The sequence below is a fragment of the Nostoc sp. ATCC 53789 genome (assembly GCF_009873495.1).
GTDB lineage: Bacteria > Cyanobacteriota > Cyanobacteriia > Cyanobacteriales > Nostocaceae > Nostoc > Nostoc muscorum_A.
The window spans coordinates 172,479-193,146 of record NZ_CP046704.1; the positions used below are offsets into that span (position 1 = coordinate 172,479).

Annotated in this window: 20 protein-coding genes and 2 pseudogenes; 3 read left to right on the forward strand and 19 right to left on the reverse strand. The window is 49.3% G+C overall.

All coding sequences use genetic code 11. The features are described 5' to 3' along the window. Positions 1-22: 22 nt before the first annotated feature. The 5 genes from GJB62_RS31060 to GJB62_RS38245 are packed head-to-tail and all read right to left on the reverse strand — an operon-like array spanning position 23 to position 2,523. Positions 23-1,348 (reverse strand): peroxidase, encoded by a 1,326-nt coding sequence (locus GJB62_RS31060; RefSeq protein WP_159402631.1) that lies wholly within the window; start codon positions 1,346-1,348, stop codon positions 23-25. A 19-nt stretch (positions 1,349-1,367) separates the two neighbouring features. After that, positions 1,368-1,919: a hypothetical protein gene (locus GJB62_RS31065; protein ID WP_159402632.1), complete on the reverse strand. Its 552-nt coding sequence runs from the start codon at positions 1,917-1,919 to the stop codon at positions 1,368-1,370. A 39-nt stretch (positions 1,920-1,958) separates the two neighbouring features. Next, the gene (locus GJB62_RS37705) at positions 1,959-2,222 is read right to left on the reverse strand and encodes an IS1 family transposase (protein WP_245246264.1); all 264 of its coding nucleotides are present in this window, start codon (positions 2,220-2,222) and stop codon (positions 1,959-1,961) included. Further along, positions 2,185-2,361, reverse strand: coding sequence for a hypothetical protein (locus GJB62_RS37710; RefSeq protein ID WP_199346549.1), 177 nt, complete (start codon positions 2,359-2,361; stop codon positions 2,185-2,187). Before GJB62_RS37710 ends, GJB62_RS37705 begins: the two co-directional genes overlap by 38 nt. A gap of 21 nt (positions 2,362-2,382) precedes the next feature. Further along, positions 2,383-2,523 carry a hypothetical protein gene (locus GJB62_RS38245; protein WP_199346548.1) on the reverse strand — a complete coding sequence of 47 codons (141 nt, stop codon included), beginning with the start codon at positions 2,521-2,523 and terminating at the stop codon, positions 2,383-2,385. A 402-nt stretch (positions 2,524-2,925) separates the two neighbouring features. Here GJB62_RS38245 and GJB62_RS37715 point away from each other — a divergent pair. Then, a pseudogene (locus tag GJB62_RS37715) lies at positions 2,926-3,152 on the forward strand (IS4 family transposase); the annotation flags it as partial. Between the two features lie 199 nt (positions 3,153-3,351). Here the strand turns inward: GJB62_RS37715 and GJB62_RS31075 are convergent. Both GJB62_RS31075 and GJB62_RS31080 read right to left on the reverse strand, forming a co-directional pair. Continuing rightward, positions 3,352-3,669: a type II toxin-antitoxin system RelE/ParE family toxin gene (locus GJB62_RS31075; protein WP_159402633.1), complete on the reverse strand. Its 318-nt coding sequence runs from the start codon at positions 3,667-3,669 to the stop codon at positions 3,352-3,354. Continuing rightward, the gene (locus tag GJB62_RS31080) at positions 3,666-3,932 is read right to left on the reverse strand and encodes a prevent-host-death family protein (RefSeq protein ID WP_114085662.1); all 267 of its coding nucleotides are present in this window, start codon (positions 3,930-3,932) and stop codon (positions 3,666-3,668) included. The genes GJB62_RS31075 and GJB62_RS31080 overlap by 4 nt, the downstream gene beginning before the upstream one ends. Before the next feature lie 13 nt (positions 3,933-3,945). Between GJB62_RS31080 and GJB62_RS31085 the strand changes: the two genes are divergently transcribed. Both GJB62_RS31085 and GJB62_RS31090 read left to right on the forward strand, forming a co-directional pair. Beyond that, positions 3,946-4,125 (forward strand): hypothetical protein, encoded by a 180-nt coding sequence (locus GJB62_RS31085; RefSeq protein ID WP_147262590.1) that lies wholly within the window; start codon positions 3,946-3,948, stop codon positions 4,123-4,125. Between the two features lie 485 nt (positions 4,126-4,610). Beyond that, positions 4,611-6,116: an FAD-dependent oxidoreductase gene (locus GJB62_RS31090; protein ID WP_159402634.1), complete on the forward strand. Its 1,506-nt coding sequence runs from the start codon at positions 4,611-4,613 to the stop codon at positions 6,114-6,116. A 28-nt stretch (positions 6,117-6,144) separates the two neighbouring features. Here GJB62_RS31090 and GJB62_RS31095 read toward each other — a convergent pair whose 3' ends face one another. From GJB62_RS31095 to GJB62_RS31150, 12 genes and pseudogenes are all read right to left on the reverse strand, one after another. Next, complete coding sequence (locus GJB62_RS31095; RefSeq protein ID WP_159402635.1) at positions 6,145-7,380, reverse strand: AIPR family protein; 1,236 nt, start codon at positions 7,378-7,380, stop codon at positions 6,145-6,147. A 256-nt stretch (positions 7,381-7,636) separates the two neighbouring features. Continuing rightward, positions 7,637-9,040: a Rieske 2Fe-2S domain-containing protein gene (locus GJB62_RS31100; RefSeq protein WP_114085663.1), complete on the reverse strand. Its 1,404-nt coding sequence runs from the start codon at positions 9,038-9,040 to the stop codon at positions 7,637-7,639. A gap of 171 nt (positions 9,041-9,211) precedes the next feature. Next, positions 9,212-10,588 carry an FAD-dependent oxidoreductase gene (locus tag GJB62_RS31105; RefSeq protein ID WP_114085664.1) on the reverse strand — a complete coding sequence of 459 codons (1,377 nt, stop codon included), beginning with the start codon at positions 10,586-10,588 and terminating at the stop codon, positions 9,212-9,214. A gap of 65 nt (positions 10,589-10,653) precedes the next feature. Then, complete coding sequence (locus GJB62_RS31110) at positions 10,654-11,874, reverse strand: epoxide hydrolase family protein (RefSeq protein WP_114085679.1); 1,221 nt, start codon at positions 11,872-11,874, stop codon at positions 10,654-10,656. A gap of 233 nt (positions 11,875-12,107) precedes the next feature. Then, entirely contained in the window at positions 12,108-13,160 is a 1,053-nt protein-coding gene (locus GJB62_RS31115) for an alpha/beta hydrolase (RefSeq protein ID WP_114085665.1), read from the reverse strand. A gap of 56 nt (positions 13,161-13,216) precedes the next feature. After that, the gene (locus GJB62_RS31120) at positions 13,217-14,296 is read right to left on the reverse strand and encodes a nitronate monooxygenase family protein (RefSeq protein WP_114085666.1); all 1,080 of its coding nucleotides are present in this window, start codon (positions 14,294-14,296) and stop codon (positions 13,217-13,219) included. Positions 14,297-14,536: 240 nt separating this feature from the next. Continuing rightward, positions 14,537-15,466 (reverse strand): SDR family NAD(P)-dependent oxidoreductase, encoded by a 930-nt coding sequence (locus GJB62_RS31125; RefSeq protein ID WP_114085680.1) that lies wholly within the window; start codon positions 15,464-15,466, stop codon positions 14,537-14,539. A gap of 55 nt (positions 15,467-15,521) precedes the next feature. Then, positions 15,522-16,613: a thioredoxin family protein gene (locus tag GJB62_RS31130; protein ID WP_114085667.1), complete on the reverse strand. Its 1,092-nt coding sequence runs from the start codon at positions 16,611-16,613 to the stop codon at positions 15,522-15,524. A gap of 43 nt (positions 16,614-16,656) precedes the next feature. Then, a pseudogene (locus GJB62_RS31135) lies at positions 16,657-17,004 on the reverse strand (aliphatic nitrilase); the annotation flags it as partial. 336 nt (positions 17,005-17,340) lie between these two features. Next, entirely contained in the window at positions 17,341-18,030 is a 690-nt protein-coding gene (locus GJB62_RS31140) for a VOC family protein (RefSeq protein WP_114085668.1), read from the reverse strand. A gap of 269 nt (positions 18,031-18,299) precedes the next feature. Then, the gene (locus tag GJB62_RS31145) at positions 18,300-19,982 is read right to left on the reverse strand and encodes a GMC family oxidoreductase (protein ID WP_114085669.1); all 1,683 of its coding nucleotides are present in this window, start codon (positions 19,980-19,982) and stop codon (positions 18,300-18,302) included. Positions 19,983-20,271: 289 nt separating this feature from the next. After that, positions 20,272-20,598 (reverse strand): NIPSNAP family protein, encoded by a 327-nt coding sequence (locus GJB62_RS31150; RefSeq protein ID WP_069072272.1) that lies wholly within the window; start codon positions 20,596-20,598, stop codon positions 20,272-20,274. Positions 20,599-20,668: the final 70 nt, after the last annotated feature.

Sequence of the window (20,668 nt, forward strand, 5' to 3'; positions counted from 1 at the left end):
TTTATTTGATCGGATTCTAAAGTTACCTGCCACTGCTCAGTGACGCCAGGTACCCAAGCGCCTTCAGTCCAGGCAGAAAGAAGTAAGCCCCACCCCGAACCGTGGTGAATGCCGGAATGCCCTTGATGGTTTTCCGGATTGGCCGCTTCGGGATCTTGAAGTCAAGGGTGCCGTCCTGCGTGCCGATAATCGGATCGCGCTCGTTGCCGAGTTCGTGGAAGTTCTTGTCATTCACCCACACGTTCTGCGCGAACTCGAACTGACGAATCAGGCTCGCGCAGATCACGAAGGCAGCAATGCCACGCTCTATCCTATCTTCCGGCGCATCTTCCGGGAGTGGTGGCCCGTAGGTCGCCCCACGACGGATCATCCGTCGCCGGTTCATGTTCGCCCCTGTATCACGAGGATTCAGGCGACGGATATGGGAGCCGAGGGGTACGGCATAGCCATGCGGGTCCATAGTCGCATAGTTGAAGTCGTTGTTGCGCTGCATATCCACGGCAAGTGCTGGATCGTCCTTGTCTGGGGACAGCACCAGCGGTGCGCCGCTGCGCCAGCGGCCCATCAACTTTGCTGCCACAAGTTCCTGCTCTTCCGGCGTCTGACCGTGCTGGCGCAAGAAGTCACGAAACTCGATGATATGCTCCTGTAGGCGTCGATAGGCCATGTAGCTACCGTTCCGAGAGAGGATCTCAGGTTGTGGCAGATTGGCTGGGGAACCGTATTCGTCTGGGTAGCCCAGGATGAACTCGCCCGCCTTCAGCGGCGCACCGGAACCGGGCGTCGGCTCTTCGCCCGATCCTTCGATGACTGGCTGCGAGAGCCGATCGCGGTAGCCGAAGTGATCGTGTGCGTAGTTGAAAGGCGGCGTTGCCTCCAGATCCAATGCCGAGAGCACTTCCACACCCTCGCACTGCTCGACAAGTCGCTGGTGCTCCGCCTTGCACCGATCGCGCTCTGCGTTATCGCGGGCAAAGAGAATCACAATTGCATGGAGATCCGGACTAGCCACACCTCCCACCCAATTGTCAGGATGATTCGTGCCGGTGTCGCCGAGGATCTCCGCGCGGGCCACCATGCCCTGCTTAAACTCCTCAGGAAACGTGGCCAGTGATGCCTCATCCATACCCAGCGCCCGCAGGCCGTTCCAGGTGAAGGCCACGCTCACCCATCGGTTGTCCTGTTCGACCGAAGCACGAACCTCCGCAGACGACTGTACTTTTTCAAGAATGGCAGCTAGCCATGCTCGTCCACCAACAGGGTTCCGGAACGATAGAAATTCATACCGTCCGGTGAGCGCAGGCACACGAGTCAACAGAATGTGCTGAATGTCATCGAACTCAAGCATATCAAGTCCTCCTGATAGATTACTGCATCTGGTCAAGCATGTCGGAGAACGCCGCCTTGAGTTTGAGGGCTTTCTTGATTTCGTCGGAACTTACGTAGGGATACTCTCCGTATTCGAGGAAGCTTGGACACTGGTGCTCGCGGACGAATTGGATGAACGCCGATGTGTTCGTCTTCCAGTCCTGGGGAAATCCCTCAAGATTCTCGAAAACAGTATTGATACCGTACTGTGAAAAGAGCGCAACGGCATCCTCAGTGTATTTGTCGAAGTCTGTGTCAAAAATGCCCTGGTACATGAAGTATGTGTCCTCGGCGATGTCAAACAGCACCCAGCGCAAGTAATGCAGCTTGAGCACAGCCAGACCGTCCGGCAAATCGGCGATGGTCTTCTCGAGCGTCTTCCCATATTCGCGGATGGTCTCCTCCGTACCAGGTTTGATTTTCGCGATAATCGTGAAGCCGTAGCACGCGGGAGTTTTGGGAAAAATCGGGCCGTATCTTCCCTGCTCCTGTTTGAAGACTCCCTCCTTCGGGATCGCCATGGCGGCGGGTTTCGTCCAATCGTTATGCATATCAATCTTCCTTTCTTAGGTGGTGTTATTAAACTGTTGTTAGACGTTTAAGCCAAACTCGTAGCGATTGATAAAGAGCCCAATAACCAAGTCATGCATTTCCTCAGTCTTAGAAAAGTAAATTGTCTTTCTAGCCAGTCGCTTAAGCCGAGTTCTTAAATTTAGATGTTTATGTTCAATTATTTGAGTCTTTCTCTTGCAAATCTCATGTTTTTCTGGAGGTAAATGCCATTTATCAACTCCCCAACCATCTGTACAGTATTTCCTAACACCAAATGGCTCTAATAAATTTTTTAGCTTCAGAAATACTTAGTCTTGCGCGCTGTCCAAATGCGTAAGCTAAAACTTTTACTGTCAGACGCTCGATAGCACCTACGTAACTCCACATTTCATCTAGTTCAGACTCTTCAATCCCTTCCAAGGCTTCTTCTTCCACTTCCACCAGCTTGATTTCTACCTCCACTTATTCGGATTGAATAGTTGGCAACAATTTTTGATTCACCGATCCAATTTGGGAAATTTTTTTTAATTCTCTGATTACTATTGCCGGGCTAATATGCAACACTCGCGCAATATCGCGAACTCCATTGCCATTGAGTTTCATCTCTATAATTTGATGCTTAACTTGTCTAGTCCGTCTAGGCTGTCTTGTATTGATAAAAAATATCCGGCGCAGGCACTCCCGATTCTGGCACAGGTAACGTTGCTTACCCTCTGGAAGATTTACCGTGTTTAATAATATCTGATGAGCGACAATCAGGACATAGCACAGGAAGCAAGACGGTTATAGGACGGACTTAAATCACTTATTTAACTTAACCCCAGCTTCTATTATTACAGTATTCCAACAGTTTGATAACATTACCAACGGATCTATACTTTTCGGTAGATACAAATCACCTTGAGGGGAGACACAAGACCCCGGAATATTTACAGGCTAAAGAATGTGGCAAATTATGGTAAAACAAAAAGAGCCTTTATTTGCAATAAGTTCTAATTAATGACAATATTACCGGAATTCTACGAAATACACCTGAAGCGGAAACTAGGACGTGCCGAATATTTATTCATAAAAATTCTGATTAATTTACTATAGTCTATTAAAACTGTTAGCCTTGAAGCGTTGGCTACTGGTTTACATATACCAATATTTTTGAAAGTAGAAGAAAGGAAATTCAACGATTTTTATCTTTAAATTATATAAATGTTGAAGAGATATGGTTTCCAATTATTACAGGGCGGCCACATCAGAGCAAAGGCAGTAAAGTAGTTAATCTTTCCCTTTCTGCGTCTGTGATGTTACTTGGAAGACTCATCCCTGCTGGGTGTTTGGTTCTTAACATGTCTACCATGTCGTGCAAGTCCTGATCTTCAAGGCACTCCCCCCTGATTACAGAAGCTCAGACTTCAGCCGGAGGCAAGTCTGAGTAGTTCACTCGGATTCTTCACCTAGATCAGATTGGCGACTGTTGCGAACATGAAGAATTGCTACAGTATTTTCTGACACGAAAAATAAAACTCGATATTTTCTTCGTTTTCCAACCCAAAGTTGCCGAATTTCACGACCAATCACTGGTGCTTCTGGTGCTATGCTACACCGATTAGGAAATTCTTTCAGTGAAGCGATAGCGTCAAGAAGCTCATAATACCAGCTATTGGCTACTTCAGCACTCAGATTGTCGCACATCCAACGATAGGATGTTTCGATTTCTTGAAAGGCAGTGGGTTGAATGAGAACCTGGTAACTCATGGGCGAGGCGGAATGCCTAGTTTTTGTTCTAGGGCTGCCAAGGCTTGGTCGGACAGAATTCCTTCACCCTGCTCAAACTCATCTAGTCCTTTACGAATACCTACTATTGCTTCTAGATAATCAATGCGTTCTAAGAGTTCTCTATATGTGGCTAGTGGATGTTTTGGAGATGTTTTGAGTGATTTCAAAAACCCAAGTAGATCCTCTAGTAGTTCGTTTGGAGTGTTGTCAATTTCTTGTAATAGCAATTCTTTGATCGTCATTACAGTTATATAGATGAGATTTCTGTTTCTAGTATGGCTAATTATAGCTAGAAGTGCAGACGATAGCACTTTAAACGTGTCGGTTCGCAGACTAATTGAAAAATCTCAACGAAATAATCAGGGTTCTGGCGTACCTTGTCGCAAGCCTACTGAAATAAGTAAAAATACCAACGATCATCATCAAGAAAAATAAATACTCATTGAAATACTTGTCGGATTTTTGGGAAAAGGCAAGAGGAAAAGGCAAACAAAAAACCTTTAAACTAGCCTCAGCAACCTTTGTCCAAAACCAAATTCTGAGTTCAAAATTGCATTATTCTCAGTTGTATTGATACTCATTGTAACTATACAACCATCTATTTTTAAAATCTTTAATAGTGTTGCAATCGCTACATTGTAGGTGGGTTATCTCTATTTTTTATATTATTATCTGTCTGATGGCTGATATATCTCTTCTAATTTCTCAAGCAAGCTTATCCATAAGATAGTTTTATTTTATATGCAAAAACGTCTACTTTAAAGATAAGTTTGAAAAGTATTCGTATAAATCAGAATTGAAAAATGAAGTGGCACATTATCCCTTGTTGAAGCAAAACTAACTATTTCAGTCTGACCTTTATTTTGAAAGCTAACTCTGTGATCAAAGAATTGGATTTATCGAACACTATCTCAAAAAATATGCCTAATATATCAGGAAAGCACATTTCTTACTGGATTGACTCAACACCCACAGCTAATTTTCCACCACTTATCAATAATCTATCTGTGGATGTTGCAATTGTCGGTGCAGGTATTGCAGGAATCACTGCTGCAACATTACTTAAACGCGCAGGTAAAACCGTTGCCGTAATTGAATCGCAACAAATATCTACTGGTGTTAGCGGTCATACTACAGCCAAAGTTACCTCACTTCACCAATTGATTTATGCCGATTTGATTAAAAATCATGGTGAAAAAAAGGCACAGATATATGCACAGTCAAACCAAGCAGCACTAGAATTCATTGCTAAAACAGTTACCGAACAACAAATCGACTGTGATTTTAGTCGCCAAAGTGCCTATACTTTCGCAGAAACTGAAGATCATCTCAAGGACATTGAAAAAGAGGTAGAAGCAGCACTAAAAATCGGACTACCCGCCACATTTGTTCGTGAAACTTCCTTGCCCTTTCCTATTGTTGGTGCTGTTAAGTTTGACAACCAAGCACAATTTCATTCTCGCAAATACCTCTTACACCTGATCAAGCAGATTCCTGGTAATGGAAGTTACGTATTTGAAAATACAAGAGTACTCAAGGTCGATGAAGATAATCTTTGTCAAGTTACTACTGACAAGGGAATTATTCAGGCACAAAATGTCATAGTTTCAACCAATATTCCCATTACCGATGAAGGATTATTCTTTGCTAAAACTTACCCCAAACGTTCTTACATCATTGGTGCGCGGATTGCAGAGCAGAAAGCACCTGTGGGAATGTACATCGGTTCAGGAGAAAAATACTACTCTATTCGCACTACTCCTGACAAGAATGGCTTATTGCTACTTGTTGGTGGCGGCGGTCATCAAGTAGGAACAGTGGAGAATACTGAAGAAAAATATCTAGATTTAGAAAATTATGCCCGTTCTCGCTTTGATATCGATTCCATTGACTATCGTTGGTCTACTCAGGATTTTGTATCTTTTGACAAGATACCTTATGTAGGAAAATTAACTCCTCTAAGCAAGCATACCTTTGTGGCAACTGGGTTTAGTCTGTGGGGCATGACTCAAGGAACCTTGTCTGGAATGATACTTTCAGACCAGATTTTAGGCATTGAAAATCCTGCGGCTGATTTGTACGATTCAACCCGCGCCACTCCTTTTCTCACTCCACAAGGTATAAAGCAAAACTTGGAAGTTGGCGCTCATTGGGTAGGCGATCGCCTCAAGGGATTGAATAAATCTCTGCAAGATGTGGCTATCGGTGAAGGAAAACTAGTCACTGTCGATGGGGATAAAGTTGCCGCTTACCGAGATCAAACAGGAGAAATACACGCTGTTTCTGCGGTATGTTCTCACTTGGGTTGTGTTGTTGCTTGGAACAGTGCCGAGAAAAGTTGGGACTGTCCTTGTCATGGTTCACGTTTCAGTTGCAAAGGGGAAGTTTTACACGGTCCGACAGTGAAAGATTTAAAGAAATTTTAGCTTTAACTATTGCCTATTAAGGGTTTCATCATTTCTTATCTGCTTGCACACGCCTTTTTGTACCTTGTGTCACCTTCGGTTCTTCTGACTTACTGGAGTTGACCATTTTAACCAAGTGCTGATTTAGATAACTCTGCGCCGAAATGTACAAACTTTCCCAAATCTCTTGATTGCGGCTGATTTTTGTGCCGACTGTATTCCCTGCTGTTTTCTCCGACACCAAATATTTACGGAAATAGTTATTCCACAAGTGTTGGAGAAAATCTTCAGCAAATTCGTTAAACGGCAGAATCCATTTATAGTCTTTATCCAAAAATACCCGATAGGATGCAATTATCGGTAGTGCCAGGTCAGTTGGCGCACCAAACCCAAAAGAGTACTTGCTATCAGGCAATAACGTCGTTTTACGTATATCAATTGATGCTAAATCGTTGGCACCCTTTCTTCTGGGGTTGCTGATATGTTCTTGGATTATTTCGTACAGTCTTTGCTCTATCCACAGAGCATGAGTCAAGAGAGGCAGTAAAGCGGTTAATCTTTCTCTTTCTGCATCTGTGATGTTAGAGGGAAGGCTCATCCCTGCTGGGTGCTTGGTTCGTTTATTTCCGTCGGGATTGTATTTATTTCTATCAAGGCAGTAAATGAGCTTGAGCAAATGGGTGACATTACACTGGGCATTTCTGGGAGCGCCGCTTTGATTCTGGTAATAGGCGATGCGGAATTTCCTATCTTCTTTCTGTTCTAACTGAGCTAAGTACTGCTTGATGAATTTGTAATCACCCCTAGCGTTGACTTTGGAACGAGAATCTACTGGCGTTGTGGTGTTGGAGGCCAGGGCTATATCTTTGGCTGATTCTTCAGTCAGTCCGATGTGGATCGTAACTTTTACCCTGGCTTCGGTTAGGTCATATTTGTAATTTTTCGCTTGCTCAAAAGCTAAAACTGTATGCCCCCCGTTAATAATGCCATCACTACCTCCCTCGTTCGCTTCTAAGACTTCTAGCTCTAGTTCAGTTTTGTTCTTGATAGGCTTAACTTTATTGGCTGACAGAACGATTCCGCTATGACGAGAGAAGAATTTTTCGGGTTCGGTGGTCAGTGAATCGAACATTTGTCTGTAGGTCGCGCTTTTGCGGTTCGGTTCGCGGATGTTCGGTTCTAGTGGTAGGTCTATCGGGAATGAGTCTACATGGGCGGTGGCGATGATGCAATTGGGGTTGGCTTGAAAATAGTTGTCTATCTTGATGTTCCAAGTCTTGGGCATAGTTGATTTGCAATGTCAGGGGAATTTCTATGTTAACCAAAACCCGTATTTAATATCGCGTTTCTCGGTATGCTAAGTCCCGTTAAGCAGTGGATTATAGCCGAGCCGCCCTATTAGTTCGCTTTCCCCAAAATTGCTGGGTGGAGGTCGGCAGAGGAGAAGGGGAGCAGGGGAGCAGAGGAGAGGCAAATATCAAGTTTTTTTCCCTCTGCCCCTCTGCTAACCACCTTTGCATTGTTTCCTTGGCGACTACTAGTTAGTTTTTCTCAGGTCGGTTTCGTGGAGGTACAGTTCGTCCATCATAAAACTGCCTTTGGAGCTTGCTCAGTCCTATCCATGCGACTCCAAAAATTAAGGGAGCTATAGTTTCAATGACTTCTGCTAAAACTGATGTTCTGTTGAAAAATAATATTAGCATTGGAGCGCAAGCCATTGTCACTACTGTTGCAACTCCACTCCAGAATTTCATCTGCTCAATAATCGCAAGCGCCGAGCTACAACTGGCACACTTTTGTGTATGGGAATGGTATCTCTCTAGCAGTACCGACTTTGCCAATGGGGGAGAAAAAGTGGCGTTGCCAAACGGTTCGGCGTTATATTGCTTTACCCACTGACGGAACTCAAACACAAAACTATCTGCTTTGGTTGCAAGGTAAAACGCTTTCGTAAAGTTAGGGCTACCTCCTTTGGCTTCAAGATACCTTTCCTGATAGTGGAGGAAAATTTGATCGTCTTCTAAAACACCATTTTGTCCAATGTGGTAATACCAACGTGGTCTGAGCTTAATAAACAAACCTGGAAGTTTGTTCGGAAATTTGAAAGGAAAACGTGCAAATACACGACATTCCCCTTTTCGTATGGGCGTAGCATAAACAACGGTTAGAATTCTGCCGCGCGGCGAGTTGATGTCATGCCACATTAAACAAGGAGCAACGAAGGTTGTAGATAACTCTCCTGATTGCCTTGCTTGCAAACCTTGTTTCCAAATCCCTTTGAATCCATGTTTCCCAGATTCAATGACTTCAAGTTCTAAAGGCCCTGCATTTGCCCTATTCCCTACCGTTTTGTGATGTGTAAAAGATATGTGGCTAGGGTCAAGTATATTTTCTAAAAGTGTTAACGCATCATAAGGCACATCCCTGAATGTATTAATTAGAACCCATCCTTCGGGAGATTCTTCTAATGGTTCAATTATTGGGACTTCGGTTTTGGCAGCATTTTCATATTCACCAACGTATACAAATAGTAGTCCTTGCTTTTCAATAATTGGTAATGATGCCACGCAAGCTCGTTTTGATATCTCTGCTGTTCCACCTTTGACTTGTTGAGGAATCCTTTGACAATTTCCATCTCCAGAAAAAGCCCAACCGTGATAAGGACACTCTAACAGCCCATCATCACTAATCCTGCCTTCAGACAACGGTGCTAAACGATGAGGACACTGGTCTTCAAAGCTTCTCCAACATTGGGCAAGTCTGTCCCACCAGATTACAATATCTTTTTCTAACACTGTAAAAGCGGTTGGTTTTGATTTGTCTAAATCCTCAAGGTAATGGACCGGATACCATGCCTCTTTGCAATCAAAACTATTTGCCTCACTACCACCCGCAGGCATTTTCTCCTGAAAACTATCTTTCAAATTAAGCTCTTCCTCAAGCATTTTTGATGTTTTTTTTCTTGATTACCAACTATTAGCGAGATCCAGATAATAAAATGCTATGAGCCGTCGCTTACCAAACAGGGGGCGAAAGTGCCAAAAATATAGTTGTGTAGCAACAATATCCTTGATCCGTCTGGACATTTTATTACTGGTAAGTGCCTTAGCTTCATTTTACATATTGGGACAGGTTGGCATATCATCTCCAACGAGTAGCCTTGCGAGACTGGGCAACGCCTCACCGTAAGTTGGGTGAATGTGAACCGATTGTTCGAGAACCTGCCACGTTGCTTTAGCTTCCATAAGTGACAAAAAGACATGCACGAGTTCAGCCGCTTCGTATCCAACTAGCGTTGCTCCTAAAATCGAATTCGTTTGGGTGTCGATGACCATGCGGTAGAAGCCTAGATCGTGCCCCCACTCAATGCTGCGAGCGATATGAGCCATCGGCAGGGTGACTTCGCGGGCAGCAATGCCCTGTTTCTGAGCTTGCTCTAGCGTCATCCCTACCCGGCCCACTTGTGGCTCGGTGTAGACGGCATAGCCTAACACCCGATCGTTGCGTGTCCGGTGTTCGCCACACAGAATGGCTTTCAAGCGACGATAGTCTTCCCAAGAAACATGGGTAAAAGCAGGCTGCTTGGCAGCGTCCCCGATCGCATAAATTCCAGCACAAGTAGTCTGAAAGCGATCGTCGATTTTAATAAAACCCTGTGCATCTAATTCAACGCCTGTCACAGCAGAATTTAATGCCTGAGTATTCGGTTTGCGCCCGATCGCAATGAGCAATGCTTCTCCATCCAGCACTTCACCATTGTTCAGCGTAAGGGTAAATACACCGTTGGTATAAGCAACCTGCTGAACAGTCACATTGAAATGCAATCCAATTCCGTCTTGCTCAAAGGCATCAGCAAGCACAGCACTGACATCAGATTCTTCTTGAGCCAGCAAGCGATCGCCCCGCACAATCAATTTGGTTTGGCTCCCTAAACGCGCCATTCCCTGCCCTAACTCCAGGGCAATATAGCCCCCGCCGACTACGAGCAAATGGGGTGGAATCTGCTGCAAATCAAAGAAATTTCGGTTGGTGAGATAAGGCGTTCCAGCTAAACCGGGAAAGTCAGGAATAGTAGAGGATGTTCCTGTGTTGATAACAACGATCGGAGCCTTTACAGTCACACCTCCTCCGCTTACCGTTCGTTCTCCGGTGAAAGCGGCTTCAGCACAGACAACTCTAACCCCTGCACTCTCTAATCGTCGCTTAGTACCTTGGTTAAACTGGCTGCGAATACTACGTACACGCTCCATCACCGCAGGAAAATCTACTTCAACCTGTGCGTGTATGCCTAGCTTTGCGGCTTGCCCTGCGCGACCTGCGGCATGGGCAGCGGCTAGAAAGGCTTTAGAAGGAGTACAGCCATAGTTTATGCAACTGCCGCCCAACGCATCGCGCTCAAATAGAACGACGTTTCGACCTGATGATGCAAAGTCAGCCGCGAGTGGAACTCCGCCCTGACCACTTCCAATCACAATTACATCTGCTGTTTCCATTGTTACCTCTTTTGATAGCTGAGTTAAAAATACTTTATTGAGCCAGACCTACGATTTCTTTACAACTAACGCAGTGACCTGAACGCCGCGCGGATCTCCTCAGAGAAAAGCTGCGGCTGTTCCCATGCCGGGAAGTGGCCGCCCTGATCAGCCTCATGGAAGTAGCTCAGGTTGCGATAGGCGCGTCGGGCCCATGTCTCTGGAGCGCGATATAACTCCTCCGGAAATACCGTGATGGCCACCGGGAGCGAGATATCGGCGGTCTTCTGCGCGATCGCGTTCAAGAGACTGGTGTTCTTGTTCTCCCAGTACAGCCGAGCTGACGAGACCGCACTGTTCGTTAGCCAGTACAGCGTAATGTCGTCCAGCACCTCGTCTTTCGTCGGGGACTTTTCGGAATTGCCACCTCTGTACGTCCACTGCGCGAAGCCTGGATGCCCGAGCATCCATGCCGCGAGTCCGATTGGCGAGTCCGTCAGACCGTACCCGACTACCTGCGGTCGCGTACCCATCACCGCGGCGTAGGCTCGTTTGTTCTTTAATGCGTCGAGTGAGTCGAACGCCGCGCGTTCCTTCTCGGAGAGACCCGCAGGCGCAGACCCGCCGTCGGCGAGCACCGCAGCCACGTCGGCTGGTATCGTCGCCGGCAAGTTGATGTGAATACCAAGTAATCCTGCCGGTGCTTGGCGCGTCATTGCGCTGGAGATGGGGGACCCCCAGTCGCCGCCCTGGGCGACATAGCGGGTGTACCCGAGGCGCTTCATCAGCTCCGCCCAGGCACGGGCGATGCGGTCGGGGTCCCAACCTGTACCCATAGGCTTGCCAGAGAAGCCGAAGCCGGGAATTGACGGGATGACCAGATCGAATGCGTCCTCCGGGCGTCCCCTATAGGCTGTTGGATTGGTCAGCGGGCCGATGACCTTTAGCTGTTCAAGTACCGATCCAGGCCATCCGTGCGTGATGAGCAATGGCAAAGCGTTAGGATTTTTGGAGCGAACGTGAATAAAGTGAATGTCCAGTCCGTCGATGTTCGTTACAAACTGCGGCAAGGCATTCAGCTTCGCCTCGGCTTTCCGCCAGTCGTACTTCGTTCCCCAGTAACGGACGAGTTCCTTCATTGTTGCCAGTTGCACGCCCTGCGACTGGTCGGCGACAGTCTCCTTGTCAGACCAGCGGGTTGCTGCAATGCGCTTGCGGAGATCGACGATCGCCTCTTGCGGGACGTGGACGCGGAAGGGGCGGATTGCGTTGTCTTTGGTCGCGTAGGCGTAGCCCGTCGTAGACATCGCCTTAGCTGCGACCTGGGTTTGTGCGCCGGTCTGGGCGGATTGCTGTGCAAGTAGGCGAGCGGGTAGTGCCAGAAACACCGTTGCCACAAAGAGCGCGACAAGGAATAGCGAGAGGAAGACGAAGGTACCTGCGGTGCGGGCTTTGGTTTTGTAATGTACTTTTTTCAGTTTTGTCATGATGTTTTCTCCTTGCTGCAAATTGTCTGTTTCACGACTCAGGCTAAACCCAATCAGTAACCGTCAACTTCGACGACGGCCTTGGCGAACTCCCGAGGTGCTTCCTGAGGCAGGTTGTGACCGACACCGCCCTTGACGATCCGGTGTGCGTATTTGCCCGAAAATTTCCTTGCGTAGGTACTAGCATCTGGGTGCGGCGCACCGTTGGCATCACCTTCCAGAGTGATGGTGGGCACGGCGATCGCGGGGGCTGCGGCAAGCCGCTTCTCAATCTCGTCATACTTCGACTCGCCTTCAGCCAGACCGAGCCGCCAACGGTAGTTGTGGATGACGATACCGACGTGATCTGGGTTGTTGAAGGCAGCCGCGCTGCGATCAAATGTTGCGTCATCGAAGTGCCATTGCGGCGAAGCAAGCTTCCAGATGAGCTTGTTGAAATCGTGCCGATATTTTTCGTAGCCCAGCTTGCCGCGTTCCGCCGCAAAATAGAATTGATACCACCATTGGAGTTCGGACTGCGGCGGCAGAGGTGTCTTGTTGGCTTCAGGGTTGCCAATCAAATAACCGCTTACGGAGACGAGTGCCTTGCAGCGTTCGGGCCAGAGTGCCGCGATGATGTTGGCTGTTCGCGCTCCCCAATCATAACCAGCGAGGATCGCCCTCTCGATCTTGAGCGCATCCATCAAAGCGATGATATCGACAGCGATCGCCGACTGTTGCCCATTGCGGAACGTCTCGCTCGAAAGAAAGCGCGTCGTGCCATAGCCGCGCAGATACGGGATGATCACCCGGTACCCCGCCGATGCTAACAAAGGAGCGACATCAACATAGCTATAAATGTCGTAGGGCCATCCATGCAGCAGGATTACTGGATGGCCATTCGCAGGGCCCGCTTCAGCGTATCCAACATTTAGAACACCAGCATCGATCTGCTTTAGTGAGACGAAAGACGTGTTTTTCCCCGGCTTAGTTGTGGACAGAACTGCTGGTTGTGTTTTGCTCGACTGTGCGATCGCAGAACCGAATCTGCCTAGCTGTGTAGTAGCAATAGTCATAGCCGCAGTGCCCAAAAAGCGGCGGCGTTGATAGTTAATTTTCTCGGACATTTATCTTTTTCCAATTGGATTTAACTCAACTTGCTTTAATTGAATCGACTATCTGTTTATTTGAGTTGTAAAGAAGCAGTTACGACAAGAAATTCTTGTATAATTTTTTCGATCAGCTCACCTGCCGGGAGAGCTTCGGCTAATCCTGCTCCCTGTCCTGCCCACATACTGACAAAATCTGGACTTGATTGTTGAGCAGAAGCCTGATATAAAACCCGCCCTATAGACATCTGAGCCGGGAATGGCAGCACTTTATCTTTGTTATTTTCCATTTCACGTATAAATCGATTTCGGATTGCTCTGGCGGGTTTGCCGGAAAATACTTCAGTAATAACCGTGTCTTCGTCCTTACAATTGAGTACAGCCTGCCTATAGACTTCTGGGATATTGTTCTCAGGGCAGGCGAGAAAGGCAGTTCCCATCTGTACCCCGCTTGCCCCAAGTGCAAACGCAGCAACGATTCCACGAGCATCCATAATTCCGCCCGCCGCAACGACTGGAACCGATACCGCATCAGCTATTTGCGGCACTAACGCTGCTGTTCCAATCAATCCATGTTCATAAGGCACAGCAAAAGTACCGCGATGACCTCCGGCTTCAAAGCCCTGGGCTATGATGACATCGACTCCTGCTTCAACGAGAGCTTTTGCTTCACGGACGGTCGTCGCGGTTGCTAATACAATTGAGCCTATAGCGTGTATCTCACGAATTGCCTCAATTGGTGCCGGCCCAAAGTGGAAACTAAAAACAGGTATTTTCTCTTCCAGCAAGACAGTAAATTGCTCTTGGAATGGCCCTAGTATTGATATTGGTTCGGGAACAGACCCTGCATCAAGTTCGTTATGCCATATTGTTAATAACTCGGACATTGCTGCTTGCTGCTCAGGCACAAGTTCATACGCTTCAACTGCTGGGGCAAACAAATTAACTCCAAAGGGTTGGTCTGTCAGCTCTCGAATTTGCCTGATAATGGAGCGAAGTTTGGCTGGTGCGGTGGCCGCACCACCATAGGAGCCAAGACCTCCTGCATTAGAAACAGCCGCAACCAACTCAGGTGTGGAAGCGCCAGCCATCGGAGCCTGAATTATTGGATGCGCGATTTTGAGCAAATCTATCAGTTCTGTTTTAGGCCACATAAGTATTTCCCACGCTTGCTAATAGAAGTAAGATATATGTCTTTAAGCGATCGTCTGTCCGCATTACTCAGTTGTAATAATGGGGAGGAGTTTGCAGTCCAGATGCTACAGGTTCGAGTTCCGTAGCTTGCCCCTTGAAGTCAAAAGATTTATGCACTACGGAAAATCGCTCCACCGTTTAAACCCACATTCTGCATAGGCTGCCTTGACTGGATTATTTAACTACAAGCGGACTGCCCCTCAAGCCGTGGGTTCACTTCGCGTGAATTCAGCAGCGTGCAATTTCACGAAGTCATACATGCTCGTCGACATCTTGCCAGTGAGCTTGAACAGGTCATCCGTCATGCGGTCATACCGCCCCTGCGCGTGAAGTTCGGCCATCACCGCAAGGTGGTTGACGAGGTGCGTTGGCACCCCAAACTCACGAAGCGTATCAGTCCAACTAGAGAGCGGCACATTATGATAGCGGATAGTTCGGCCGAGTGCCTCGGAAAAGACGCGCGCGTAGTAGTCCAGATCGGCCGACTCAAATCCGGTTAAATTGTAAACATGACCAATGTGCGGGGTAGGGTCGTCGAGGATCGTGGAAACGGCACGCGCCACATCAACAGCCGAGATCGGCGAGGTCTTGCTGTTACCCAGGGGCAGGGCCAGTTCGTCGCTGTCCCGGACGCCAGCAGCGGCGAGACGCAGAAAGAAGCCCTCGATGAAAACCGTGGGCCGCACCGTGACGACCGACAGCCCCGACCACGCCAATGCCTGTTCCGCAAGCCAGTGCAGCTTGTGCTGTGGGCTTGGGGTGGTCTCGGTGATACTCATCTGCGTCACTGTCATCTGCGACATGTTTACGAAAGCCTCGACGCCGTGGTGGCGTGCTACCGCGGCGGTGTTGACCGTGGCTTCGAGATAAGCTGCTGAGACCGACATTCCGAAATAGATGCGCCTGCAACCTTCGATCGCGCGGTGCATCGAGGCAAGATCAGTTAGATCGCCTTGCACAACCTCGGCTCCAAGCTGGCGCAGTCCCTCAGCGCGTTCATCCTCCCGCCGAACTAAGGCACGCACTTTATGCCCTTTGGCGAGCAGCATTGCGGTGAGGTTGCGGCCGATCGCACCGAGATCGCCAGCCGCACCGGTTACGAGGATTGGGCTGTCATGTGTGGATTTCATCGTCATATCATTTACCTTCTTGTCGCTCGTTGCGAAAACGTATCTGTTTGCGTTATCAACCGAACGTGAACGCAAAAGCCTCCACCCCAGAATCTAGAAACTCGATCTCGAACTGTCGATCGCTGATGGGCTTCGGCTGTCGGACTAGTTGGTACAACCGCTGTTCGGTAACCGTGCCTTCGCCTCGCACATCAACGTCAAGTCCGCGAGCCGCGACTGCCGGCTGTCCGTCTACAAGCACCCGAAACCGCACGGACGCTCCTCGCTCGCTCGGTCCCATGACGAGATGAAGATCGCGTGCATGGAAGCGGTACGCGATCCGCCCGCCGGACTCGTTCAGTACAATGGCTTGTCTTCCGATTGTCCAATCGCCCGAAAGCGCCCATTGATTAAGTTTCAATTGCGCGGGGGCGGTATATAAATGACGCTTGTTTAACACCGCGCCGCCGGGAGACGCAAAATTTTCCGTTCTTTCGTAGCCGAGGTAGTTTTCAGGCGATTTCAGGCTGCCCCAATCGGCAGCGGCTTCAAAACCGCGAGCGTCGACTTCAACTATTTCCGGACTGACATGGCCAGTTCCGGACTCAGACAGTAGCTGTTGAATGACCCTTTCCGATTGCTCGTACTCGCCCTCGCCGAATTGGTGATGACGAATGCGTCCTTGCGTGTCTATAAAATAAAGGGCTGGCCAATAATGGTTCTCGAAAGCGCGCCACACCGCATAATCGTTATCTACGGCGATCGGATAGTCAATTTTCATTTCTGTTGAGGCTCGGCGGACATTATCGATATTCTTCTCGAATTCAAACTCCGGTGTATGTATACCAATTACTACTAGTCCCCGATCCTTATACTTTTCAGCCCACGCGCGAACGTAAGGGAGTTGGCGCAGCCAATTGATGCAGGTATAAGTCCAGAAGTTGATCAGCACGACTTTTCCACGCAGTTCGTCAACTGTTAATGGCTGCGAATTGAGCCACGCGATCGCGCCGACAAGAGACGGTAGTTCACCTTCAATCGGTAACTCAGCCGTTGCTGACGTTGCGTGTTGTGTGGTGCAGCCGATCATGCCAAGCTGGGTGGCAGCAATAGTTTTAAGCATGGTTGTTAGGAAGTAGCGGCGATTATGATTGATTTTTTTGGACATGTGCTGACCTTCCTATAGTTGCGTTCCGATAGGTACGGTGGCATTAGAGAACCTCGACGGTTCTCTCCTCATCAACGACCACGTGCGAGCCATTACCATTGGGGTGTGCGGTGCGCTCATGGACGGGCGACGCGAGTCTGCGATCAATCAACAAGCTGAGTAGTTCGGGGCGGCTGTAATGACCGCGCGCATCCATCAGCCGCTTGCGGGCGTCAATCTGGGCAAAGTCAAGATCGGCAATCACTTCACCTTCGCCCACTTTGAGAGGCTCGCCGATGATTTGGCCGTCCGGACTCACAATGGCAGTGAAGCAGCCGCCAGAAATCGGCTCGATCGCGCAACCCGTGTCCTTCATGATCTGAGACTGCTGATCCGCATCTAGCCACGCGGTCGGTACAGCACGGGACTAATCTGCACGGCGGCGGCTTTAACGATAGTCTTTTTCATAATTTTGTAACTTACTGTCCACGCAAGGTGATAAAACGATCTCCGATAACAGCCGATCTCCAAATCTGATACGGAGCGAAGGAACGCTGCTGACACATTTACGCAGGTTCCGAGGTGAGTCCGCGAACGGGGGGCGAGAGCTAGAATCGTCCGCGTCCTCGGACTCAGCACAGAAACCTAAACGCCGCCCTGAGTTTTTGGGCAAGAATCGTTGGCTTCGTAAACCTCTAACGCTACCTAGTGGCCGACATACTCGGCGGGTGTGGCAACTCTGACCGCATCATCTGGAAAGAACAGGAAAAACCTCTTCCATGTAACGATCAGCAGCGGCGGCAGCCTCTTCTGAACTGCTGCCATTCTGACGTGCGCTCAGGTAAGGTGCGTACCAGTTCCACCAGTGATGCTCGGCGTGAGTTTTCTCGTAGCGATCGTGCTGTTCTGCTGTCTCACGGAGAAGGTTTGCAATAGTTGCAACGTCCAGGTCTTGTGCCTGCGTCAATTTCCACTCGCGGCCGGGAAGTCGCTCCTTAATCTCCTGGAGCAGCCAGCCGTTTCCGTCCGGATCTTCAAACGAGGCAAACGATAAGTAGGAACGGCCTTGCGGGTCGCGTCCTCCAACGCGCGGGTTCTCCACGGCGTTATTGAAGGGGCCGCCGGCGTAGTGGAAGACTTCGCTCACATTGACACCGCGAGCGATTAAGTCTTCGCGGGCGATGTCGAGGTCGTCCACGGCGAGAACCAGGCTGTGCGCCGAGCCAGAATTGTCCGGAGTGACTCCCTTGCCGAAGATGATCGAGGCTTCCGAGTTGGGGGGCGTCATCTGCACGCCGCGGAAGTCGCCCTCCGCGATGTCGATGTCGAGCCGCCAGCCGAGATTCTCGTAGAATGCCTTCGCGCGGTCAACGTCGGAAGCGCCGAATAGCACAACTTCGAGTTTCATGTTTGGACTGTTTACGTTATTGCTACTCATCTTGTTCTCCTTTAGGTTGGTAAGTTTAATGTTCAGATTGGTTACTTTTCATTCTTCTGCGATCGCTTCCAGCGGGCGCTTTGCGCCATCGCCTTTGGCGGGTCGGGCGCTCCAGCCCAAACTAAGTTTGGGCTGCCTCCAATCTTCGATTGGAGGGACTCACTTCGTGAGTCGAGCGCAATCCGACCATCGCCCAATTTAGACCACTCAAGTTCTTTGAGTTAACACGCGGCTTAAATGTGCGTCCGCCAATGAAAAGTGCGGTGGTTTTATTGCACGCCTGAGTCTGTTTTTACGGTAGATTGCAGCTGGTGTTCGAGATGTAGAATTTCCGCTGCCCGCTCCCCGATAATCACGCAGGGAGCCATCGTGTTACCGGTCGTTACTCGCGGCAGAATCGATCCATCAGCAATCCGGAGATTGTCAATTCCATACACTCTCAGGTTGCTATCCACCACCGACATAGAATCTCGACCCATCTTTGCGGTGCAGGTTTCATGCCAGAAACTCGTCGCAGCATCCCGAATAAAGCGTTCGAGTTCAGCCCCTTTCAAATTACCTGGCATCACTTCGCGCTTGACGAACGGACGAAGGGGAGCAGAGTTACCAACTTCGCGGCAAAGTTCTACGCAGGCGATCGCGGTTTTGAGATCATCCGGGTCAGACAGAGTGTTTCCGTCAATCAGAATCGGGTCGGATGGATTGGCTCCCGTCAGGCGCAGACGGCCTCGGCTTTTGGGCTGCGCGATCGCCCCAAATAACGTCCAGCCTGCATCAGGCAGCCCAAACCGGACGGCATTCTCGGCAGTGGATTTTGGCACCTCGGCTTGACAAACAAATAAGTCTGGACTGTCAAGCCCGGGCTGGTCGCCCGTGAAAAAGATTGCCTCGGACAAGTTGTTTCTGGGTGCGAGAGCGTTTTCATATTCCCAGACACAATCGAATGCAACATGGTCTTGAAAATTTTGCCCCACACCGGGAAGGTGCTGCACGACAGGAATTCCAAATCGCTGCAACTCGGCTTCATCGCCGATACCGGATTGCATCAGCACTTTCGGCGTATGGATTGCACCGAGCGACAGTACGACTTCGACTGCCGCACCAATGCGATAGATTGTGTCACGATAAGATATCTCCACGCCAGTGACCCGCTTGCCCTGGAACGTCAGCCGTGTGACCAGTGCATGGCTGAGAACCGTCAGGTTTGGCCGATCCATATAAGGGAAGACATAGGAGCGGAATATCGATTCGCGCTTGCCATTGCGGACTCGCACATCGCTGATAGAAGCGCCCTTCGCTGCTTCCATCATGCGTCCGTTCGGATTTTCAAAAGTAGGAATACCCACCACCCGCGCTCCTTCAATCGTTGCGGGTGCGAGCGGGTTTGGCTCCGGCGCAGGCTGGACAAATACTGGCCCTCCCGTTCCGCGATACATTGGGTCTGGCACGCCATGCCAATCTTCCAGGCGGTGATAAATCTTCAAGACGGATTCATAACTCCAGGCTGGATCGTTGGCAACGGATGCGAAGAAATCCCAATCATGCTTGTGTCCGCGTGCCCAAACCATGACGTTAATGCTCGATCCACCGCCAAGTACCTTGCCCATAGAGAACGGAATCGAACGACCGTTCACATGTAGATTCGGCTGGCCCTGGAAGCTCCAGTCGCGATCGCTTCCAAGGTTCATCGGCCATTGATTCGCTTCTATAACACTTGGCAGATCATCGGTGCCTCCCGCTTCCAGCAGCAGAACGCTGACATCTGGATTCTCAGCCAGTCTGCGGGCAACCACCGAGCCAGAAGATCCAGATCCGCAAACAATAAAATCGTACTGGTGCCTTAGCTGGGAGGTGAGCTGGCGCTGGTTGCTGCGGACACGTTCGGCGAAAATATCGTGGCTATCAGTCTCATGTTCATTCTCAAAGGACTTGTTCTCAAAATTCGTCTTCATCGCGCCTACCTCGCTTTCAAAATCGAATGTAACGGTAAGGAGTCTGCATTGAATGGCACTAAGTTAAGATACAGCCCTTGCTCTAACTGGTTCCTAGCTTGTAGGCTAGCTACCCATTCTGGGAGAGCTGCTGCTTCCTCCTTCTTGACCAGAGGCAAAGCTTAAGAGAATACATTCCCAGTCTTAAGACTGAGAACGAGATGACACAAGCCTTTCGGCTTATCTTAGTGCCATTCGAGTCTGCATTGCCGGATGGTATAGGTTCGAGTTCCGTCACTCGCCCCACAGATCACTTCACTGAGGAAAAGGCGGTCGGTACCAGCAACTCGTTACTGATGTTCTGCACAAGTTGACCGTCCTTCTCGGTTTCGGTGCTGATCGCGATCCATTCGGGGTCGGCGAGGAATGCGTTCCAGCGCTCCTGGCGTTCAGCCATGCTGTCCCAGGTAAGCATATAAGTAAGCTGCTGATTGCTCTCGCCGATTAACGTTGTCCAGAATCCGGCTTGGCGGATGCCATGCTTTTCCCAAATCCGTAACGTGTGGTTCTGGAAGCGCAAAAGCAGCGCGGGTAGTCGTCCGGGCATGGCGTGATAAATGCGTAATTCGTAAATCATGCCTGTGTTCCTTAGTCAAAAGGGTGTGCGATCGAGCAATCTTGTTTAGGAGCGTCAAAGCCATTTTTCT

Bases quoted from the DNA above. Each gene is read 5' to 3' on its own strand.
- GJB62_RS31060 (WP_159402631.1), bottom strand. From the start codon at position 1,348: ATGCTTGAGTTCGATGACATTCAGCACATTCTGTTGACTCGTGTGCCT.
- GJB62_RS31065 (WP_159402632.1), bottom strand. From the start codon at position 1,919: ATGCATAACGATTGGACGAAACCCGCCGCCATGGCGATCCCGAAGGAG.
- GJB62_RS38245 (WP_199346548.1), bottom strand. From the start codon at position 2,523: ATGAAACTCAATGGCAATGGAGTTCGCGATATTGCGCGAGTGTTGCAT.
- GJB62_RS31075 (WP_159402633.1), bottom strand. From the start codon at position 3,669: ATGAGTTACCAGGTTCTCATTCAACCCACTGCCTTTCAAGAAATCGAA.
- GJB62_RS31080 (WP_114085662.1), bottom strand. From the start codon at position 3,932: ATGACGATCAAAGAATTGCTATTACAAGAAATTGACAACACTCCAAAC.
- GJB62_RS31085 (WP_147262590.1), top strand. From the start codon at position 3,946: ATGAGATTTCTGTTTCTAGTATGGCTAATTATAGCTAGAAGTGCAGAC.
- GJB62_RS31090 (WP_159402634.1), top strand. From the start codon at position 4,611: ATGCCTAATATATCAGGAAAGCACATTTCTTACTGGATTGACTCAACA.
- GJB62_RS31095 (WP_159402635.1), bottom strand. From the start codon at position 7,380: ATGCCCAAGACTTGGAACATCAAGATAGACAACTATTTTCAAGCCAAC.
- GJB62_RS31100 (WP_114085663.1), bottom strand. From the start codon at position 9,040: ATGCTTGAGGAAGAGCTTAATTTGAAAGATAGTTTTCAGGAGAAAATG.
- GJB62_RS31105 (WP_114085664.1), bottom strand. From the start codon at position 10,588: ATGGAAACAGCAGATGTAATTGTGATTGGAAGTGGTCAGGGCGGAGTT.
- GJB62_RS31110 (WP_114085679.1), bottom strand. From the start codon at position 11,874: ATGTCTACGACGGGCTACGCCTACGCGACCAAAGACAACGCAATCCGC.
- GJB62_RS31115 (WP_114085665.1), bottom strand. From the start codon at position 13,160: ATGTCCGAGAAAATTAACTATCAACGCCGCCGCTTTTTGGGCACTGCG.
- GJB62_RS31120 (WP_114085666.1), bottom strand. From the start codon at position 14,296: ATGTGGCCTAAAACAGAACTGATAGATTTGCTCAAAATCGCGCATCCA.
- GJB62_RS31125 (WP_114085680.1), bottom strand. From the start codon at position 15,466: ATGAAATCCACACATGACAGCCCAATCCTCGTAACCGGTGCGGCTGGC.
- GJB62_RS31130 (WP_114085667.1), bottom strand. From the start codon at position 16,613: ATGTCCAAAAAAATCAATCATAATCGCCGCTACTTCCTAACAACCATG.
- GJB62_RS31140 (WP_114085668.1), bottom strand. From the start codon at position 18,030: ATGAGTAGCAATAACGTAAACAGTCCAAACATGAAACTCGAAGTTGTG.
- GJB62_RS31145 (WP_114085669.1), bottom strand. From the start codon at position 19,982: ATGAAGACGAATTTTGAGAACAAGTCCTTTGAGAATGAACATGAGACT.
- GJB62_RS31150 (WP_069072272.1), bottom strand. From the start codon at position 20,598: ATGATTTACGAATTACGCATTTATCACGCCATGCCCGGACGACTACCC.